Below are 18837 nucleotides of genomic sequence, written 5' to 3' on the forward strand. Positions count from 1 at the left end.
GGTCCTCGAATGAAAAAAGGAGCTGCAGGACTGCAGCTCCTTTTTTCATTCTTGCAGCAGGGCCGCACCAGAGGCACGGCCCGCCAGCCCGATCACATATGGATCTGGCGCTTCTCTACGGCCATCGCGGCTTCCTTCACGGCCTCGGCCAGCGTCGGATGCGCGTGGCAGGTGCGGGCGAGGTCTTCCGAGGAGCCGCCGAACTCCATCAGCACGGTCACTTCGGCGATCAGGTCGCCGGCATGCGGGCCGATGATGTGGCAGCCGAGCACGCGGTCGGTCTCGGCATCGGCCAGCACCTTCACGAAGCCGTCCGTGTGGCGCATGGCGCGGGCGCGGCCATTCGCCGTGAACGGGAACTTGCCGACCTTGTAGGCGACACCGGCCGCCTTGAGCTCTTCCTCGGTCTTGCCGATCGCGGCGACTTCCGGCGCGGTGTAGACGATGCCGGGGATGGCGTCGTAGTTCACATGGCCGTGCTTGCCGGCGATGATCTCGGCGACCGCGACGCCCTCGTCCTCGGCCTTGTGCGCCAGCATCGGCCCTCGCACCACGTCGCCGATCGCATAGATGCCGGCGACATTGGTCTTGAAATGATCGTCGATGACGACGCGGCCGCGCTCAGTCGCGACGCCGGCCTTGTCGAGGCCGAGGCCATCCGTGTTCGGACGGCGGCCGATCGCGACCAGCACGATATCGGCATTGAGCGTCTTGGCCTCGCCGCCGGCGGCGGGCTCGACGGTGACGGTCGCGCCCTTCTTGCCCGTCTCGACCTTGGTGACCTTGGATCCCAGCTGGAAGATGAAGCCCTGCTTCTCCAGGATGCGCTGGAACTGCTTGGCGACCTCGCCGTCCATGCCGGGCAGGATGCGGTCGAGGAACTCGACGACGGTGACCTTGGCGCCGAGGCGGCTCCAGACCGAGCCGATCTCGAGGCCGATCACGCCGGCGCCGACCACGACGAGTTCCTTCGGCACGGAGCCGATCTCGAGCGCGCCGGTCGAGGTCACCACCGTCTTCTCATCGACGGTCACGCCCGGCAGCGGCGCCGATTCCGAGCCCGTCGCGATGACGATGTTCTTGGTCTCGATCTCCTGCGTCTTCCCGTCCTCGGCGGTCACGACGACCTTGCCGGCGGCGGGGATCGAGGCGGTGCCGTGGAAGGCGTCGATCTTGTTCTTCTTCAGCAGGAAGCCGACGCCGGTGACGTTGGCGTCGATCGTCTCCTGCTTGTGGGCCATCATCGCCTTGAGGTCGAGCTTCGGCTTGCCGACGACGATGCCGAGCTTCTCGAAGGTGTGGCCGGCTTCCTCGAACATCTCGGAAGCGTGCAGCAGCGCCTTGGACGGGATGCAGCCGACATTGAGGCAGGTGCCGCCATGAGTCTTGCGCTTCTCGACCACCGCGACCTTGAGGCCGAGCTGGGCGGCGCGGATGGCGCAAACATAGCCGCCGGGGCCGGTTCCGATGACGACGAGATCGTAGGCCGCAGCCATGGTGATTTCCTTTCCTGTGTTCGAATGCGGCGGCGCTTCAGCGCCCGCCGGTCACGTTCAAGACGGTTCCGTTGGTGTAGGAGGCCTCATCCGAGAGCAGCCAGGCGATCGCCTGCGCCACCTCGCGCGCGGTGCCCTCGCGCTTCATCGGAAGCTGGTCGCGCAAGGCAGCGACGCGATCGGGCATGCCGCCGCTAGCATGGATCTCCGTATCGATGATGCCGGGCCGGACGGCATTGACCCGAATGCCCTCGGCGGCAACCTCGCGGGCCAAGCCAAGAGTGAAGATGTCGATGCCGGCTTTTGCTGCGGCGTAGTCGAGATATTGCCCCGCGCCGGCCAGCACCGCCGCGGCGGAGGACAGGTTGACGATGCCGCCGCCCTGCCCGCCATGGTGGGTCGACATCCGCTTCACCGCCTCGCGGGCGCAGAGGAAGCTGCCGGTCAGGTTGATCCGGAACATCCGGTCCAGCCGCGCGAGGTCCATCTCGTCGAGGCGCTGCGGGGCATCGATGACGCCGGCATTATTGACCAGTGCCGTCAGTTGCCCGAACTTGTCCGCTGCCGCGAAGATCGCTGCAACATCGGCCTCATTGCCGACATCGCCCTTGACCGCCACGGCCTGCCTGCCCTGCCGGAGCACGGCCGCGACCGTCTCGGCCGCAGCTTCGGCATTGGACTGGTAGTTGACGACGAGATCGTAGCCGCGCTCCGCGAGCAGGATCGCGGTCGCCCGGCCTATCCCGCGGCTGCCACCCGTGACGATCGCAACGCCCGACACGTCCCCTCCCGCGCAGTCAGAAATCGATCACGGCGGCACGGATGGCGCCGGCATAGACGCCGAGACCGGTTCCGATGTTGCCGAGATCGTGGGACATGGTTTGACTATCCCGGTTTCAGGCGCAGCGGCGCGAACGCGCCAGTGCCGTGGGCACGAGGGCCAGAAGCCCGATGATGTCGGCGATCATGATCTTGCTGATCGCCGGGCCGTAATTGCCGACGATAAGCGCGACAATGATGAAGCTGGCCATGCTTGCGGCTGCGACGAGCGCAGCCACATCGCGCAACTCCGAGAGGAGCGCGGCCGCAAGCAACAGCACACCGACGATGCCGAACAGGACCGCGCGATGCCGCAGCAGGATTTCGAGATCGGGATTGGCGATCTCGAAACCATAGAGCGCTTGCAACCGGCCGACCCCGGCGACACCGATAGTCGGCAACAGGTTTATGATGCCGGCGACGACAAGACCGATGACGACGAGTTTTGCCGGAACCGCCATTGCGGCATTCTCAGAGATCGAGGACGAGGCGCGCCGGGTCCTCCAGGCCTTCCTTGATGCGAACGAGGAAGGTCACGGCTTCCTTGCCGTCGATGATGCGGTGGTCGTAGCTGACCGCGAGATACATCATCGGGCGGATCTCGATCTTGCCGTTCACGACGACCGGACGCTCCTGGATCTTGTGCATGCCCAGGATCGCGGACTGCGGCGCGTTCAGGATCGGGGTCGACATCAGCGAGCCGTAGACGCCGCCATTCGAGATGGTGAAGGTGCCGCCCTGCATCTCCTCGATCGAGAGCTTGCCGTCGCGGGCCTTCTTGCCGAACTCGCCGATCTTCTTCTCGACGCCGGCGATCGAAAGCTCGTCCGCATCGCGCACGACCGGAACCACCAGGCCCTTCTCGGTGCCGACGGCGACGCCGATATGGTAATAGTTCTTGTAGATGATGTCGGTGCCGTCGATCTCGGCATTGACCGCCGGGATCTCCTTCAGCGCCTGCACGCAGGCCTTCACGAAGAAGCCCATGAAGCCGAGCTTCACGCCGTGCTTCTTCTCGAACACGTCCTTGTACTGGTTGCGCAGCGCCATCACGCCGGACATGTCGACCTCGTTGAAGGTCGTCAGCATCGCCGCGTTGGACTGGGCTTCCTTCAGGCGGCGCGCGATGGTCTGGCGCAGCTTGGTCATCTTGACGCGCTCTTCGCGGGCGCCGTCATCCGGCGCCGACGGGGCGCGGATGGCAACTGGCGCAGGCGCGGCGGCCGGGGCGGCAGCGCCACCGGTCGCGATCGCGGCGAGCATGTCGCCCTTGGTCACGCGGCCATCCTTGCCCGAGGCTGCGACCTTGGACGGGTCGACACCGCTCTCGGCGGCGAGGCGCGAGACGGCCGGGCCGGAATCGGCGGCCTTGGTCGCGGCGGCCTTCGGAGCCTCGGCGGCAGGAGCCGGAGTAGCGGCAGGCTTGGCCTCGGCCTTCGGAGCAGGCGCAGCGGCAGCAGCGCCGCCTTCGGCGATCGTACCGAGCAGGGCGCTGACGCCGACCGTGTCGCCTTCTTTGGCAACGATCTCGCCGAGCACGCCGGCGGCCGGCGCGTTGACTTCCAGCGTCACCTTGTCGGTCTCGAGCTCGACCAGGGGCTCGTCGGCCTTCACCGCCTCGCCCGGCTTCTTGAACCACTTGCCGATGGTGGCCTCGGAAACGGATTCGCCGAGGGTGGGTACGCGGATTTCGGTCGCCATGTCAGGCCTCTGTTGTCTCGTTCTCTGGCGGCAGGTTCGGCACCGGCTAGGGCGCCGATGCAGCAATGAAATCCGGCAGCGCGCTTAACGCGCCGCCGGGAAGGTCGTCAGGCCGCGAAGGCCTCGTCGAGGAAGGCGTTGAGCTGGGCGAGATGCTTGGACATCAGGCCGGTCGCGGTCGCGGCCGAAGCCGGGCGGCCGACATAGCGCGGACGCTTCGACTTCGAGCCGGCATGGCCGAGCACCCATTCCAGATAGGGCTCGACGAAGGTCCAGGAGCCCATGTTCTTCGGCTCTTCCTGGCACCACACCACGTCGGCGCCCTTGAAGCGCGCCAGCTCCTGCGCCAGCGTCTTCAGCGGGAACGGATAGAGCTGCTCGACGCGCATCAGGTAGACATCGTCGACGCCGCGCTTCTCGCGCTCCTCCAGCAGGTCGAAATAGACCTTGCCCGAGCAGAGCACGACGCGGCGGATCTTCGAGTCCTTGACCAGCTTGGTGGTCGACTTGCCGCGCTCGGCATCGTCGGCCAGCACGCGGTGGAAGGTCGAGCCCTCGGCGAGGTCGGCGAGGTCGGAGATGCAGCGCTTGTGGCGCAGCAACGACTTCGGCGTCATCAGGATCAGCGGCTTGCGGAAGTCGCGCTTCAGCTGGCGGCGCAGGATGTGGAAATAGCTCGCGGGCGTCGAGCAGTTCGCCACCTGCATGTTGTCCTCGGCGCACATCTGCAAGAAGCGCTCCAGGCGAGCGGAGGAGTGCTCCGGACCCTGGCCCTCATAGCCATGCGGCAGCAGGCAGACGAGGCCGGACATGCGCAGCCACTTGCGCTCGCCCGACGAGATGAACTGGTCGAACACGACCTGCGCGCCGTTGGCGAAGTCCCCGAACTGCGCTTCCCACATCGTGAGCGCATTCGGCTCCGACAGGGTGTAGCCGTATTCGAAGCCGAGCACGGCTTCTTCCGAGAGCATCGAGTTGATGACCTCGTAGCGCGACTGGTCCTCGCGGATATGATTGAGCGAGGTGTGGCGGGCTTCCGTCTCCTGATCGATCAGCACCGAATGGCGCTGCGAGAAGGTGCCGCGCTCGCAATCCTGGCCGGAGAGACGGACCGGATTGCCGTCGAGCAGGAGCGAGCCGAAGGCCAGCGATTCAGCCGTCGCCCAGTCGATGCCCTCGCCGGCCTCGACCGCCTTCTTGCGGTTATCGAGGAAGCGCTGGATCGTCTTGTGGACGTTGAAGCCGGCCGGAACCGCCGTGATCTTCTCGGTGATTTCCTTGAGCGTCTCCGCCGGCACGCCGGTGGCGCCGCGGCGCGGATCGTCCTCGTCGGCGCGGATCGCCTTCATGCCGGCCCAGCGACCGTCGAGCCAGTCCGCCTTGTTCGGCTTGAAGGCCTGGCCGGCGTCGAACTCGACCTCAAGGCGTGCCTTCCAGGCGGCGCGCATCTCGTCGAGCTCGCCGGCCGCGATCACGCCCTCAGCCTCCAGCTTGGCGCCGTAGAGCTCCAGCGTCGACTTGTGGCCGCGGATCTTGCGGTACATCAGCGGCTGGGTGAAGCCCGGCTCGTCGCCTTCGTTATGGCCGAAGCGGCGATAGCAGAACATGTCGATCACGACCGGCTTGTGGAACTTCTGCCGGAACTCGATCGCGACTTTGGCGGCGAAGACCACCGCCTCCGGATCGTCGCCGTTCACATGGAAAACCGGGGCCTCGACCATCTTCGCCACGTCGGACGGATAGGGCGAGGAGCGCGAATAGCGCGGATAGGTGGTGAAGCCGATCTGGTTGTTGATGATGAAATGCAGCGAGCCGCCGGTGCGGTGGCCCTTCAGCCCGGAGAGACCCAGGCATTCCGCCACGACGCCCTGGCCGGCGAAAGCCGCGTCGCCATGGATCAGCAGCGGCAGCACCTTCGAGCGCTCGACGATATCGCCGAACTGGTCCTGCTTGGCGCGCACCTTGCCGAGCACGACGGGATCGACGATCTCCAGATGCGACGGGTTGGCGGTCAGCGAGACGTGGACATTGTTGCCGTCGAACTCGCGATCGGCCGACGCACCGAGATGGTACTTCACGTCGCCCGAGCCCTCGACATCGTCAGGCGCGAAGGAGCCGCCCTTGAACTCGTGGAAGAGCGCGCGATGCGGCTTGCCCAGCACCTGGGTCAGCACGTTGAGGCGGCCGCGATGGGCCATGCCGAAGACGATATCGCGCACGCCGAGCGCGCCGCCACGCTTGATGATCTGCTCCAGCGCCGGAACCAGCGCCTCGCCGCCGTCCAGGCCGAAACGCTTGGTGCCGGTGAACTTGAGGTCGAGGAACTTCTCGAAGCCTTCGGCCTCGACGAGCTTGTTGACGATCGCGCGCTTGCCCTCGCGGGTGAAGGCGATTTCCTTGTCCGGCCCCTCGATGCGCTCCTGCAGCCAAGCCTTCTGCTCGGCGTCGGAGATATGCATGAACTCGATGCCGACCGTACCGCAATAGGTCCGCTGCAGCACCGCGACCATCTCGCGGATGGTTGCGAACTCCATGCCAAGCACGTTGTCGATGAAGATCTTGCGGTCGAGATCGGCGTCGGTGAAGCCGAAGGCGCCCGGCGACAGTTCCTCATGGTCGGTGCGGCTCTCGATGCCGAGCGGGTCGAGCTTGGCATGGAGATGGCCGCGCATCCGGTAGGCGCGGATCAGCATGATCGCGCGCACGGAATCGCGGGTCGCCTGCTGCACGTCGGCGGCGGAGAGCGCCGTGCCGGCGGCCTTGGCCTTGGCGCCGAGCTTGTCGGAGATCACCTTCTCGACGACGGCCCAGTTGCCGTCCAGCGCCGAGACCAGCTCGCCATTGGCGACGACCGGCCAGTTCGGCTTCTTCCAGGACGCGCCCTTGGCGTTCTGCAGGACGGATTCCTTGTCGTCCTTCAGCGCGCCGAAGAAGCTCTGCCACTGCTCGTCGACCGACTTGGGGTCGGCTTCGTAGCGGGCATAGAGATCCTCGATATAGGCGGCGTTGCCGCCATAGAGGAAGCCGGTCTGCGCGAGAGCCTCGTTGATGTCCTGGCGAGCCATGATGCTCCTGCCTTCCTTCGCCGCTTAAGCCATGTCCGAACCCTTGCCCGGACATCCTTTTAACTTGCCGTCATGCCCGGGCTTTACCCGGGCATCTCTTGCCGTTTTGCCGTAGCTTCCTCCGGGGCGAGATGGCCGGGTCAAGCCCGACCATGACGCGCCCTGAAGAGGCGTCTGGGCCTCAGCCCTTCAACACTTCGACCAAGGTCTTTCCAAGGCGCGCCGGCGAGGGCGAGACCCGGATACCGGCCGCTTCCATCGCGGCGATCTTGTCCTCGGCGCCGCCCTTGCCGCCCGAGATGATCGCGCCGGCATGGCCCATGCGGCGGCCGGGAGGGGCCGTGCGGCCGGCGATGAAGCCGACCATCGGCTTCTTGCGGCCGCGCTTGGCCTCGTCCTTGATGAACTGCGCCGCGTCCTCTTCGGCCGAGCCGCCGATCTCGCCGATCATGACGATCGACTCGGTCTTGTCGTCGGCCAGGAACATCTCGAGCATGTCGATGAACTCGGTGCCCTTGACCGGGTCGCCGCCGATGCCGACAGCCGTGGTCTGGCCGAGGCCCTCGTTCGTGGTCTGGAACACCGCCTCATAGGTCAGCGTGCCCGAGCGCGAGACGATGCCGACATTGCCCGGCTTGAAGATGTTCGCCGGCATGATGCCGATCTTCGACTGGCCGGCGGTGACGACACCGGGGCAGTTCGGCCCGATCAGGCGGGTCTTGGAGCCGATCAGCGAACGCTTGACGCGGACCATGTCGAGCACCGGGATGCCTTCGGTGATGCAGATGACGAGCGGGATCTCGGCATCAATCGCCTCGCAGATGGCATCGGCCGCGCCCGGAGGCGGCACGTAGACGACGGACGCCGTGGCGCCGGTCTTGGCCTTGGCCTCGTGCACGCTGTCGAAGACGGGCAGGCCGAGATGGAGCGAGCCGCCCTTACCCGGCGAGGTGCCGCCGACCATCTGCGTGCCATAGGCGATCGCCTGCTCGGAGTGGAAGGTGCCGTTCTTGCCGGTGAAGCCCTGGCAGATGACCTTGGTGTTCTTGTCGATCAGGATGGACATGTCTGCTCCTCAGGCCTTCTTGATCGCGGCGACGATCTTCTGCGCGGCGTCGTCGAGGTCGTCGGCGGGGATGACGTTGAGGCCGGAGTCGCGGATGATCTGCTTGCCTTCCTCGACATTCGTGCCTTCGAGGCGCACCACCAGCGGAACCTGAAGGCCGACCGCCTTCACCGCGGCGATGACACCACGCGCGATGACGTCGCACTTCATGATGCCGCCGAAGATGTTGACGAGGATGCCCTTCACCTTCGGGTCGGCGGTGATGATCTTGAACGCCGCCGTCACCTTCTCTTCGCTGGCGCCGCCGCCGACGTCGAGGAAGTTCGCCGGGCTCTCACCGTAGAGCTGGATGATGTCGAGCGTCGCCATCGCGAGGCCGGCGCCGTTGACCATGCAGCCGATCGTGCCGTCGAGCGCGATATAGGCGAGGTCGTACTTGGAGGCCTCGATCTCCTTCTCGTCCTCTTCCGTGGTGTCGCGGAGCGCAACGACCTCGGGATGACGGTAGAGCGAGTTCGAGTCGAACGAAACCTTCGCGTCCAGGCACTTGAGCTGGCCCTGGGTGGTCACGATCAGCGGGTTGATCTCCAGCATGTCCATGTCCTTGGCCACGAACGCGCTGTAGATCTGGCCGAGCACGGTGCCGGCCTGCTTGGCGAGGTCGCCCTGCAACCCGAGGATGCGCGCCATGGCGCGGCCGTGATGCGGCATGATGCCGGTCGCCGGGTCGACCGAGAAGGTCTCGATCTTCTCGGGCGTGTCATGGGCGACGGCCTCGATGTCCATGCCGCCTTCGGTCGAGATGACGAAGGCGATGCGCGAGGTCTCGCGGTCGACCAGCGCCGAGAGGTAGAACTCCTTCTCGATGTCCGAGCCGTCCTCGATATAGAGGCGGTTGACCTGCTTGCCGGTCTCGCCGGTCTGGATCGTGACCAGCGTGTTGCCGAGCATCTCCTTGGCGTGGGCCTCGACCTCGGCCACCGACTTGGCGAGGCGAACGCCGCCCTTGGCGTCGGCCGGCAGTTCCTTGAACTTGCCCTTGCCACGCCCGCCGGCGTGGATCTGCGACTTCACGACGTAAAGCGGCCCCGGCAGCTTCTTGGCGGCCTCGACCGCCTCCGCCACCGTCAGTGCCGGGAAACCGGCCGAAACGGGCGCGCCGAATTCCTTGAGGATGGCTTTGCCCTGGTATTCGTGGATGTTCATGTGCTCGGTTTCCCTGACAGCGACAACAATTGACGAAAGGGCGGCCGCGCGTCTCCGCGCCGCCGCCCTCGCTCTAGATCACGCGAGTGACGAGTCGATGTTCTTGCAGGCGTCGATCAGGCCCTGCACCGAAGCCACCGACTTCGCCAGCATCTCCTTCTCGGCGCCGTTGAGGCGGATCTTGACGACGCGCTCGACGCCCTTGGCGCCGATCACGACCGGCACGCCGACGAACATGTCCTTGACGCCGTACTGGCCCTTGAGAGCCGCAGCGGCCGGCAGCACGCGCTTCTGGTCCTTGAGATAGCTCTCGGCCATCGCGATCGCGGAAGCCGCCGGAGCGTAGAAGGCCGAGCCGGTCTTGAGCAGGTTGACGATCTCGCCGCCGCCCTTGCGGGTGCGCTCGACGATGGCGTCCAGCTTCTCCTGCGTGGTCCACTTCATCTTGACGAGGTCCGGCAGCGGAATGCCAGCGACGCCCGAATAACGGACCAGCGGCACCATGTCGTCGCCATGGCCGCCGAGCACGAAGGCCGAGACGTCCTTGACCGAGACCTGGAACTCTTCGGCGAGGAAGTGGCGGAAGCGGGCGCTATCGAGCACGCCGGCCATGCCGCAGATCATGTTGGGCTTCAGGCCCGAAAACTTCTGGAGCGCCCAGACCATCGCGTCGAGCGGGTTGGTGATGCAGATCACGAAGGCCTTCGGGGCATACTGCTTGATGCCCTCGCCGACCGACTTCATCACCTTGAGGTTGATGCCGATCAGGTCGTCGCGGCTCATGCCGGGCTTACGCGGCACGCCGGCGGTGACGATGATCACGTCGGCGCCCTTGATGTCCTCGTAGGAGTTCGTGCCCTTGTAGCCGGCGTCGAAGCCGTCGACCGGAGCGGACTCGGCGATGTCCAGGCCCTTGCCCTGCGGAATGCCCTCGGCGATGTCGAACAGGACGATATCGCCCAGTTCCTTGAGGCCGGCGAGGTGAGCGAGCGTGCCGCCGATCTGGCCGGAGCCGATGAGGGCGATCTTCTTACGGGCCATTGCCTAGTCCTTTGTTTCTGGCGCTACCATCGATCCGGCCACTGCCGGCTTCGACATTCAAAATGCCTTGGCGCTGCGACAGGCCGGGGACCCGGCCAAACCGTGCGTTCCTTTGGCCCAAACCGGCCTTTTGCCGCAACCCTCGCCGCAAAAGCGGCTTTTCTCGGGCATCGGGCGCCTCGCGCGACACCGCGCGAGAGCGGCTTATATTTTTCAATAACTTAGAAGAGAGGCACAACCGCACTCGGTTCCAAGCGGAACGAAATCTGGCAATTACAATTTACAGAAATTGTAATTGGTCACCAGATTATTCACACGATCCCGCTGCCGAGCACCCGCAGGATCACCCGGATCAGGGTCGAGAGCCGCGTATCGACCGAAGCCTGCGGCACATCCGCCTCCAGCGCCAGCGAGGCCGGATGGATGAAGCGGTTGGTGGCATCGATCACGAAGGCGATCGCCCGGTCGCGGTCGCGTGGCTCGAACACGCCGGTCGCCATGCCCTCGTCGACCACGCGCTCGAACAGGGCACGCACGCGGGTCCGGTTGCGCCGGCTGATCGCGTGCCGCTTGGCCACCGCCAGCGACAAGGCCGCGAAGAGATGCGGCTCCTCGGTCAAGAGGTCGCGATTGGCCTTGGCCAGCGCCAGGATCAGGCGCTCCAGCTTGTCGTCCGCAGGATCGGGCCCGTCCGCGACATCGGCGAGCCGGCGCTCCGTCGCCTTCAGCCAGACATCGACGACGGCGTCGATCAGCGCGCCCTTGGAGGGGAAGTAGCGGTAGACATTGGCATGGGTCATGCCCGCCTCTTCCGCCACGGCGACGACGGTGAAGCGCTTCAGCCCGAACTTGCGCAGATGCTCGCCGGCGACCGTGAGGATGCGGGTCTCGCTCGGCTCGCGCTGCGGCATCGTCAGGTCTCGACCAGGCCAGTGGTGTCGCCGCTCGCCGCGGAATCCGGCCGACCATGCGGCATCGCGAGATACTCCTCGGAGCGCATCTCGATCAGGCGCGAGACGGTGCGGTCGAACTCGAAGGCCTCGCGCCCCTTGCTCGCGCGATAGAGTTCATGCGGCTCGGCCGCCGCCGAGGCGACGAGCTTCACATGATGCTCATAGAGCGTATCGATCAGGATGATAAAGCGCTTGGCCTCGTTGCGCCGGTCGAAATCGAGGATCGGGATGTCGTCGAGCACCAGCGTGTGGAAGCGCTGCGCCAGTGCGATGTAGTCGGAGGCGCCATAGGCCTGCGCGCAGAGATCGACGAAGCCTGCCCGTGCGACGCTGCCGGCCGCCTCCGGCAGGACGAGGTCGTGGCCCTGGACGGTGAGCACCATGCGCGCACCCTGCGCCTTGCCCGACAACGCCTTGAAGGCGGCATCGAGCGCGGCCCTCGCCTTCTCGTCGGCCGGGACGTGATAGACCGGCGCGCCGCCGAGCTTCTCCAGCCGGAAATCAGTGCGCGCATCGAGCTTGAGCACCTCGACCTTGGTCTGCAGCAGCTCGATGAAAGGCAGGAACAGCGCCCGGTTGAGCCCGCCCTCATAGAGCCGCGATGGTTCGACATTCGAGGTCGCGACCACGACGACGCCGGCAGCGAACAGCGCCGTGAACAGCCGGCCCAGGATCATCGCATCGGCGATATCGGTGACGGTGAATTCGTCGAAGCAGAGCAGATAGGCCTCGTCCGCGAGATCCGCCGCGACCGGCGCGATCGGGTCGGAATCCTTGACCTCGCCGCTTTTGATCTTCTGGCGATAGGTGTTGATGCGGCCATGGACGTCGGCCAGGAACTCGTGGAAATGCACGCGGCGCTTGCGCTTCACCGGCGCCGCCTCGAAGAACATGTCCATCAGCATGGTCTTGCCGCGGCCGACCGAGCCCCAGACATAGAGCCCCTTCGGCGCCGCCGCCGTGTCGGGCTTGCGGCCGAAGAGCCAGCCGAGCGCGCTGCCCTTCCGGGCTAGCCGACGGGCGGCGAGCGTTTCGGTCAGCGCCTGGAGCTTCCTGACCACCGCGACCTGCGCGGGATCGCGCTCGATGGCGCCCGCCTCGACCAGGGCGGCGTAACGGTCGGTGATCGAGGCTGACATGACGGCGGGCGCTGGCGATCCGGATGAGACCTGACCGGGTTACGGCAGCGCAGCCGCCCCGGCAAGCCCGCCGGGATGTTTCCGGGGAGGAACGTCATTCTCGGGCGACGCATCGCGTCGACCCGAGAATCTCATGACCAAAGAGCGCTGGTTTCCGAGATGCTCGGGTCGAGCCCGAGCATGACGTGCAGATGCTCAGGCCGGGCTCACTTGCCCTGGTTGATGGTGACCGGCTTCACCGCGTTGTTGGCGAGGCCGTACTTCTCGATCAGCTTGTCATAGGTGCCGTTGGCCTGGAGCCGGTCGAGCGCGCCCTTGACCGCGTCGCGCAGCTGCGTGCCTTCCGCCGTCTTGGCGAAGGGGATGCCGGCCAGCGAATGGGTGAAGGGCTTGCCGAGCGGGATATAGGTGTTCGGCTCCAGCTTCTGGAAATGGCTCATCGTCTCGCTGCCCTGGACGCCGCCCTGCAGGCGCTGCGTCTTGAGCTGCGTGCGCGCGTCGACCGAGCCCTCGGTGCCGACCACGTTGATCGCCGGCTTGCCCTTGGCGACGCAGTTCGCCTCGCTCCACTCGCCGATCTGTCGCGGCCAGTTGGTCGAGCGGCTGGCGCCGACGCTCTTGCCGCAGAGATCCTCGGGGGTCTTGATCGTGTCCTTGAAGGCGGTGACCGTGTAGAACTGCGCGCCGGAATCCATGTAGTCGATGAAATCGGCGGTCTCGCGCCGGGCCGGCAGGTCGCTCATGCCCGCCATGACGGCATCGACGCGGCCGGTCTGCAGCGAGGGCAGCATCTGGGCGAAGGCGGTCTCCTGCCACTCGACCTTGACGCCGAGCTCCTTGGCGATGGCCTCGCCCAGCTCGATGTCGAAGCCGGCGAGCTGGTTGGTCGCGACATCCTTGAAGGCGATCGGCGGATAGTTCGGCTGGGTCGCGATCACGATCTTGCCGGCGGTCTTGACGCGCTCAGGCAGGGCCTGGGCCTGCGCGGCGAGCGCGGTGCCGGCGAGCAACGCGGCGGCGATGGTCAAACGAAGCATGTGGTCTCTCCCTCTCTTGAAACGAATACCCTCGCCGTCACTTCAGGACGGCGGCGATGAAGTCGCGCGTGCGCGCTTGGCTGGGCGAGACGAGCACGGTCTGCGGCGGGCCCTGCTCGACGATCTCGCCCTTGTCCATGAAGACGACGTCGCCGGCGACCTCGCGGGCGAAGCCGAGCTCGTGGGTGACCACGATCATGGTCATGCCGCTGGCCGCGAGATCGCGCATCACGTTGAGCACCTCGCCGACGAGTTCAGGGTCGAGCGCCGAGGTCGGCTCGTCGAACAGCATCAGCTTGGGCTTCATCGCCAGCGCGCGGGCGATGGCGACGCGCTGCTGCTGCCCGCCCGACAATTCGCTCGGATAGGAATCGCGCTTGTCGGCGAGGCCGACGCGCTCCAGCAGCGCCATCGCCTCGGCGATGATCTGCTTGCGCGGCTGCTTCAGCACCGTGAGCGGCCCCTCGATGATGTTCTGCAGCGCCGTCATGTGGTTGAACAGGTTGAAGCGCTGGAACACCATGCCGGTGGCGAGGCGCTGGCGCGCGATCTCGACATCGGTCAGTTCGTGCAATTCGTCGCCGACGCGGCGATAGCCGATCAGCTCGCCATCGACGCGGATCGCGCCCTGGTCGATCTTCTCGAGCTGGTTGATGCAGCGCAGCAGCGTCGACTTGCCCGAGCCCGACGGCCCGATGATGCACTGGACCGTGCCGGGCTCGATCGAGAGCGAGACGTTGTTCAGCGCCTTCAGGTCGCCGAAGAGCTTGCTGACATTGGCGATCGTGACGATCGCGCTGTCGGCCTTGGCCTGGGTCTCGACCGCGCTCATGCCGCGTCCTCCTGCACCGCCGCGCGTTTGACGCGCCGCCCTCCCCGCCCCTTCGAGAAATGGCGTTCGAGGAAATACTGTCCGACCTGCAAGATCGTGACCACGAGCAGGTACCAGCCGGCCGCGACGATCAGCAACTCGATGACGCGCGCATTGGCGTAGTAGATGGTCTGCGCGTTGCGCAGGATCTCGGCATACTGGATCACGCTGGCGACCGAGGTCAGCTTGACCATGCTGATCACCTCGTTGCCGACCGGCGGGATGATGACGCGCATCGCCTGCGGCAGCACGATTCGGCGCAGCGTCGTCAGCCGCGTCATGCCGATCGACTTGGCGGCCTCGGTCTGCCCGGTATCGACGGAGAGGATGCCGCCGCGCACCACCTCGGCGGTATAGGCGCCCTGGTTCATGCCGAGCCCGAGCAGCGTCGCCATGAACGGCCCGATGATGTCGATCGTGCGCCAGGAGAACAGGCCGGGAATGCCGATGGTCGGGAAGACCAGCGCCAGGTTGAACCAGATCAGGAGCTGAAGCAGCAGCGGCGTGCCGCGGAAGAACCAGATGTAGAACAGCGCGACGCTGCGCAGCACCGGGTTCGGCGACATGTACATGATCGCGAAGACGACCCCGAGCACGATGCCGAGCGTCATCGCGCAGGCCGTCATGATCAGCGTGTTGCCGAGGCCCGCGATAATCGCCGGCGCCGTGAAGAACTGCCGTACCACCGGCCAGGCGATGTCGCCCTCGACGAAGGCCATCACGATCCAGGCGAGGATCGCGAGGATGACGGCGGAAGCGAACCAGCGCCCGTAGAAGCGCCGTGGCACGATCCTGAGCTGCGAGACCGCCGCGAGATCGCGGCTGCTGATCGAAGATGTCGCGTCGCTCATCGCCCGCCCTCCCGGCTCCAGGTTTCGAGATCGGCGAGCTTGCCGCGGAAGCGTGAGATCTGCTCGCGCACCCGCTCCGGCGCCGTGCCGCCACGGCCGCTGCGCGCGGCGACCGCGGCATCGAGCGTCAACTGGTCGAGCACGCCGGCATCGAGCCGGGGATCGACAGCCCGGAGATCGACGGCATCGAGCGATTCAAGCTCGCGGCCCATCTCCTCGCAATAACGCACCAGCGCACCGGTGATCTCATGCGCCTCGGCGAAGGGCACGCCGTTGCGCGCCAGATGATCCGCGACTTCGGTCGCCAGCGCGAAGCCGGAGCCGGCCTGCGCCCGCATGATCGCGGGGTCGGCGCTCATGCTGGCGATCAGCCCGGCAAAGGCCGGCAGCACCTCTTCCAGCACGTCGACGGCGTCGAAACCCGTGCGCTTGTCCTCGGCGAGGTCGCGATTATAGGACAGCGGCAGCCCCTTCAGCGCGCCGAGCATGGTGACGAGGTCACCGGCCAGCCGCGCCGCCCGGCCGCGCGAGATCTCGGCGATATCCGGGTTCTTCTTCTGCGGCATGATCGAGGAGCCCGTCGCGAAGGCGTCGTCCAGCGTCACCCAGGCGAATTGCCGGGAGGTCCACAGCGTCACCTCCTCGGCGAGCCGCGACAGGTTCGTCGCCAGCATCGCCGCGACGAACAGGAACTCCGCGACATGGTCGCGCGCGCCGACCGCATCGACCGAATTCTCGAACGGCCCGTCATAGCCGAGCGCCTTGGCGCTGAGTTCCGGGTTCAACGTGATCGCCGAGCCCGCGAGCGCCGCCGCCCCGAGCGGGGACTGGCCCGAGCGCTTCTCCCAGTCGGTCAGGCGCGAGGCGTCGCGCATCAGCACCTGGCCATGCGCCATCAGCCAATGGCCGAAGGTGACGGGCTGGGCGCTCTGGAGATGGGTGAAGCCGGGGCAGACCGAGGCCGCATGCTCTTCGGCCTGGTCGGCGATCGCGGTGAGCAGCTCCGCCAGCATCCCGGCGAGCGTGCGCGACTTGCCCCGCAGATAGAGCTTGAGATTGTTCGCCGCCTGGTCGTTGCGCGAGCGCCCGGCGCGGAGCTTCGCCCCGGTCGGGCCGATGCGTTCGGTCAGGATGCGCTCGATGAAGGTATGGACGTCCTCGTCGTCCGGCCCGGGAGCGATCCGCCCCTCGACGGTGTCGCGGGCGATCCCGTCGAGCGCGGCCAGGATGGTCTCGAGTTCCTGGGCCGTCAGCAGGCCGGCGCGCCCGAGCTCGGCCGCATGGGCCTTGCCGCCCGCGACATCCTGCGGCACCAGCCGGGCATGCTCGCCAGCCGCACTCGACAGCTTCATCAGGCGCGGGTCCGGCTGCTTGCGGAAGCGGCCGCCCCAGAGACGGGTCGTCTGGTTCATGATGTCGTTCTCCCCTGCGGGAAGAATGGCCTCTTGACCGAGACACCGGCAAACGAAACGATCTCCGCCGCGATAGTCCAAAAAGGAATACCCCATGGCGGCCGGCCGGCCCCCTCCGTCATCGACCGCGCTCAGGGCCTTCGCCACCGTCGCAAGGCTCGGCTCGACCGCGCGTGCCGCCCAGTCGGTCAACCTGACCCAGAGCGCGGTCTCCAAGCAGATCCTCTCGCTGGAGCACCATCTCGGCGCCGTGCTGTTCGACCGCAGCCCTCTCGGGCTCAAGCTCACCGAGGCCGGAGCGATCTACCTGCCCTATGCCGAGGCGGCGCTGGAGCAGATGGAGCGCGGCGCGCGGCGTCTGGTGGAGCGCAACGCCATCGCCCGGCCGATCCGCCTGCATATGGTCGCGATCGCCGGCGAGCGCTGGCTGATGGCCCGCTTCCCTGCGTTTGCCGAGGCCCATCCCGGCGTCGACGTGCAGTTCACCAACTATGTCAGCGAGAGCGAGACCGAGGAGCCGGATATCGAGATCGCCCATGGCGTCGAGCCCTGGCCCGGCAAGGAGGCGCATTATCTCTTCGGCCGCGATGTCGCGCTGGTCGCCGCGCCCAGCCTGATCGAGCGCATGGGCGGTTTCCGCCGCGCCGCCGACATCCAGAAGGCGACCCTGCTCCAGCATTACCAGATGCCGACCTTCTGGGCCGAGTTCACCGAGGCGCATGACCTGCGCGGCGCGGTGCCCGAGCACACCGTGCGCTACGGCTATTATTCGGTGATCACCAGCGCCGCCGTCGCCGGCTTGGGCTTCGCGCTGGCGCCACGCTGCTATGTCGCCGACGAACTGGTTTCGGGTGCGCTGGTCAATCCGCTGGGCCTCGGCTTCACCAGCGCGATCGGCTGCTGGCTGACGCGCCCGCTCGACCAGCCGCCGCGCCCCGGGCTCGACGCCTTCATCGCTTGGCTGAAATCAGAAGCCGCCCAATTCGACGCCGCCACGCGAGCACCTGTCCAACCCGCCTGACCGGCTGGCGAAACCTCCTCTTCCTCCGTGCGTTGTCGTTGGCAAGGAGGAGCCATGCTGACCATTCTGCCCGCGCCGGATCATGTCGCAGCCTATCGTCTGATGCAGACGCTGACCGGGGAGGATGTCGACGCGATCATGGCCGATATCGACACGAAGCTCGCTCGCCACGAGAAGATCGGCGTGCTTGTCGATCTCTCCGACTTTACCGACCTGACGCTCACCGCCGCCTGGAAGGACGCGCGCTACAGCATCGGCAAGCTCTGGGAACTCAAGCGCTTCCCCAAGGAAGCCGTGATCACGAACAAGGGCTGGCTCGCCGGCTTCATCGATCTGCTCGATCCGGCGATCCCCTTCGTCAAGGTCCGCGCCTTCAAGCCCGAGGACTATGACAGGGCGCTGGCATGGGCCGGCGATATCGAGGGCGGCCCCGACGCCTGAGGTTTATGCAGCGCCGCCTCGCGCGAAGGTCTCGTCGAAGGCATAGCCGGCACCGCGCACCGTGCGCAGCGGGTCCTTCGCATCGCCCGGCGTGATCGCCTTGCGCAGCCGCCCGACATGGACGTCGACCGTGCGCTCGTCGATATAGACGTCGCGGCCCCAGACGGCATCGAGCAACTGGGCACGGGAATAGACCCGGCCCGGCGCCTGCATCAGGAACTCCAGCAAACGGAACTCGGTCGGGCCGAGATGGAGTTCGCTGCCCGCGCGGCGGACGCGCCGCGTCGTGCGGTCGAGTTCGAGATCGCCGGCCGCCAGCAGCCCCGCGACATGGCCGGGCTTCGCCCGGCGCAACAGCGCCTGGATGCGCGCGATCAGCTCCGGCAGCGAGAACGGCTTCACGACGTAATCGTCGGCACCGGTCGCAAGGCCACGCACTCGCTCGGTCTCCTCGCCGCGCGCCGTCAGCATGATGATCGGCACGCGCTCGGTGTCGCGCCGCGAGCGCAGGCGCCGGCAAAGCTCGATGCCGGACAGGCCCGGCAGCATCCAGTCGAGCAGGACGAGATCGGGCGTGTGATCGCGCAGATGCAATTCCGCATCGTCCCCGCGCGCGACGCTGTCGACCTCGAAGCCCTCGGCTTCGAGGTTGTAGCGCAGCAGCAGGGTCAGCGGCTCCTCGTCCTCGACGATCAGGATACGTGCGGCCATGTCGGCT

General features: G+C 66.6%; 17 protein-coding genes. 2 read left to right on the forward strand and 15 right to left on the reverse strand.

Annotation, left to right across the window (positions count from 1 at the left end; genetic code table 11):
- Positions 1 to 92: 92 nt before the first annotated feature.
- The 14 genes from lpdA to argH all read right to left on the reverse strand — a co-directional run bounded on the left by lpdA (position 93) and on the right by argH (position 16657).
- Complete coding sequence (lpdA, locus tag AC3WMA_RS09155; RefSeq protein WP_492285076.1) at positions 93 to 1496, reverse strand: dihydrolipoyl dehydrogenase; 1404 nt, start codon at positions 1494 to 1496, stop codon at positions 93 to 95.
- 37 nt (positions 1497 to 1533) lie between these two features.
- Entirely contained in the window at positions 1534 to 2277 is a 744-nt protein-coding gene (locus AC3WMA_RS09160; protein ID WP_492285077.1) for an SDR family oxidoreductase, read from the reverse strand.
- A gap of 115 nt (positions 2278 to 2392) precedes the next feature.
- Complete coding sequence (locus AC3WMA_RS09165) at positions 2393 to 2776, reverse strand: hypothetical protein (RefSeq protein WP_492285078.1); 384 nt, start codon at positions 2774 to 2776, stop codon at positions 2393 to 2395.
- A 10-nt stretch (positions 2777 to 2786) separates the two neighbouring features.
- Entirely contained in the window at positions 2787 to 4016 is a 1230-nt protein-coding gene (gene odhB / locus AC3WMA_RS09170; protein ID WP_492285079.1) for a 2-oxoglutarate dehydrogenase complex dihydrolipoyllysine-residue succinyltransferase, read from the reverse strand.
- A 107-nt stretch (positions 4017 to 4123) separates the two neighbouring features.
- Positions 4124 to 7081 carry a 2-oxoglutarate dehydrogenase E1 component gene (locus AC3WMA_RS09175; RefSeq protein ID WP_492285080.1) on the reverse strand — a complete coding sequence of 986 codons (2958 nt, stop codon included), beginning with the start codon at positions 7079 to 7081 and terminating at the stop codon, positions 4124 to 4126.
- Between the two features lie 181 nt (positions 7082 to 7262).
- Positions 7263 to 8147 (reverse strand): succinate--CoA ligase subunit alpha, encoded by an 885-nt coding sequence (sucD, locus tag AC3WMA_RS09180; RefSeq protein ID WP_492285081.1) that lies wholly within the window; start codon positions 8145 to 8147, stop codon positions 7263 to 7265.
- A gap of 9 nt (positions 8148 to 8156) precedes the next feature.
- On the reverse strand, positions 8157 to 9353 hold the full coding sequence (sucC, locus tag AC3WMA_RS09185) for an ADP-forming succinate--CoA ligase subunit beta (RefSeq protein ID WP_492285082.1): 1197 nt from the start codon (positions 9351 to 9353) through the stop codon (positions 8157 to 8159).
- Positions 9354 to 9431: 78 nt separating this feature from the next.
- On the reverse strand, positions 9432 to 10394 hold the full coding sequence (gene mdh / locus AC3WMA_RS09190) for a malate dehydrogenase (RefSeq protein ID WP_492285083.1): 963 nt from the start codon (positions 10392 to 10394) through the stop codon (positions 9432 to 9434).
- 311 nt (positions 10395 to 10705) lie between these two features.
- On the reverse strand, positions 10706 to 11305 hold the full coding sequence (locus AC3WMA_RS09195; protein ID WP_061969969.1) for a TetR/AcrR family transcriptional regulator: 600 nt from the start codon (positions 11303 to 11305) through the stop codon (positions 10706 to 10708).
- Between the two features lie 2 nt (positions 11306 to 11307).
- Positions 11308 to 12486, reverse strand: coding sequence for a cell division protein ZapE (gene zapE, locus AC3WMA_RS09200; protein WP_492285084.1), 1179 nt, complete (start codon positions 12484 to 12486; stop codon positions 11308 to 11310).
- 206 nt (positions 12487 to 12692) lie between these two features.
- Entirely contained in the window at positions 12693 to 13523 is an 831-nt protein-coding gene (locus AC3WMA_RS09205; protein ID WP_492285085.1) for an ABC transporter substrate-binding protein, read from the reverse strand.
- Positions 13524 to 13560: 37 nt separating this feature from the next.
- Positions 13561 to 14355 carry an amino acid ABC transporter ATP-binding protein gene (locus AC3WMA_RS09210; RefSeq protein ID WP_492285086.1) on the reverse strand — a complete coding sequence of 265 codons (795 nt, stop codon included), beginning with the start codon at positions 14353 to 14355 and terminating at the stop codon, positions 13561 to 13563.
- Positions 14352 to 15245, reverse strand: coding sequence for an amino acid ABC transporter permease (locus AC3WMA_RS09215; RefSeq protein ID WP_492285087.1), 894 nt, complete (start codon positions 15243 to 15245; stop codon positions 14352 to 14354). Before AC3WMA_RS09215 ends, AC3WMA_RS09210 begins: the two co-directional genes overlap by 4 nt.
- Positions 15242 to 16657, reverse strand: a complete 1416-nt coding sequence (gene argH, locus AC3WMA_RS09220; RefSeq protein WP_492285088.1) for an argininosuccinate lyase — start codon at positions 16655 to 16657, stop codon at positions 15242 to 15244. Before argH ends, AC3WMA_RS09215 begins: the two co-directional genes overlap by 4 nt.
- A 94-nt stretch (positions 16658 to 16751) precedes the next feature.
- On the opposite strand from argH, the gene AC3WMA_RS09225 reads away from it, so the two are divergent.
- Both AC3WMA_RS09225 and AC3WMA_RS09230 read left to right on the forward strand, forming a co-directional pair.
- Positions 16752 to 17678 carry a LysR family transcriptional regulator gene (locus AC3WMA_RS09225; protein WP_492285089.1) on the forward strand — a complete coding sequence of 309 codons (927 nt, stop codon included), beginning with the start codon at positions 16752 to 16754 and terminating at the stop codon, positions 17676 to 17678.
- A 54-nt stretch (positions 17679 to 17732) separates the two neighbouring features.
- On the forward strand, positions 17733 to 18119 hold the full coding sequence (locus AC3WMA_RS09230; protein WP_492285090.1) for a SpoIIAA family protein: 387 nt from the start codon (positions 17733 to 17735) through the stop codon (positions 18117 to 18119).
- A 3-nt stretch (positions 18120 to 18122) separates the two neighbouring features.
- Here the strand turns inward: AC3WMA_RS09230 and phoB are convergent, their stop codons facing one another.
- Complete coding sequence (gene phoB, locus AC3WMA_RS09235; RefSeq protein WP_047576054.1) at positions 18123 to 18830, reverse strand: phosphate regulon transcriptional regulator PhoB; 708 nt, start codon at positions 18828 to 18830, stop codon at positions 18123 to 18125.
- Positions 18831 to 18837: the final 7 nt, after the last annotated feature.

The sequence above is a fragment of the Allobosea sp. FW305-C-101 genome (assembly GCF_058783685.1).

What these genes read in the sequence shown, in the direction of transcription:
- AC3WMA_RS09195 (WP_061969969.1), bottom strand. Translation starts at nt 11,305, where the DNA reads ATGCCGCAGCGCGAGCCGAGCGAGACCCGCATCCTCACGGTCGCCGGC.
- AC3WMA_RS09215 (WP_492285087.1), bottom strand. Translation starts at nt 15,245, where the DNA reads ATGAGCGACGCGACATCTTCGATCAGCAGCCGCGATCTCGCGGCGGTC.
- lpdA (WP_492285076.1), bottom strand. Translation starts at nt 1,496, where the DNA reads ATGGCTGCGGCCTACGATCTCGTCGTCATCGGAACCGGCCCCGGCGGC.
- AC3WMA_RS09230 (WP_492285090.1), top strand. Translation starts at nt 17,733, where the DNA reads ATGCTGACCATTCTGCCCGCGCCGGATCATGTCGCAGCCTATCGTCTG.
- AC3WMA_RS09175 (WP_492285080.1), bottom strand. Translation starts at nt 7,081, where the DNA reads ATGGCTCGCCAGGACATCAACGAGGCTCTCGCGCAGACCGGCTTCCTC.
- AC3WMA_RS09165 (WP_492285078.1), bottom strand. Translation starts at nt 2,776, where the DNA reads ATGGCGGTTCCGGCAAAACTCGTCGTCATCGGTCTTGTCGTCGCCGGC.
- argH (WP_492285088.1), bottom strand. Translation starts at nt 16,657, where the DNA reads ATGAACCAGACGACCCGTCTCTGGGGCGGCCGCTTCCGCAAGCAGCCG.
- phoB (WP_047576054.1), bottom strand. Translation starts at nt 18,830, where the DNA reads ATGGCCGCACGTATCCTGATCGTCGAGGACGAGGAGCCGCTGACCCTG.
- AC3WMA_RS09210 (WP_492285086.1), bottom strand. Translation starts at nt 14,355, where the DNA reads ATGAGCGCGGTCGAGACCCAGGCCAAGGCCGACAGCGCGATCGTCACG.
- mdh (WP_492285083.1), bottom strand. Translation starts at nt 10,394, where the DNA reads ATGGCCCGTAAGAAGATCGCCCTCATCGGCTCCGGCCAGATCGGCGGC.
- AC3WMA_RS09225 (WP_492285089.1), top strand. Translation starts at nt 16,752, where the DNA reads ATGGCGGCCGGCCGGCCCCCTCCGTCATCGACCGCGCTCAGGGCCTTC.
- sucC (WP_492285082.1), bottom strand. Translation starts at nt 9,353, where the DNA reads ATGAACATCCACGAATACCAGGGCAAAGCCATCCTCAAGGAATTCGGC.
- sucD (WP_492285081.1), bottom strand. Translation starts at nt 8,147, where the DNA reads ATGTCCATCCTGATCGACAAGAACACCAAGGTCATCTGCCAGGGCTTC.
- odhB (WP_492285079.1), bottom strand. Translation starts at nt 4,016, where the DNA reads ATGGCGACCGAAATCCGCGTACCCACCCTCGGCGAATCCGTTTCCGAG.
- AC3WMA_RS09205 (WP_492285085.1), bottom strand. Translation starts at nt 13,523, where the DNA reads ATGCTTCGTTTGACCATCGCCGCCGCGTTGCTCGCCGGCACCGCGCTC.
- zapE (WP_492285084.1), bottom strand. Translation starts at nt 12,486, where the DNA reads ATGTCAGCCTCGATCACCGACCGTTACGCCGCCCTGGTCGAGGCGGGC.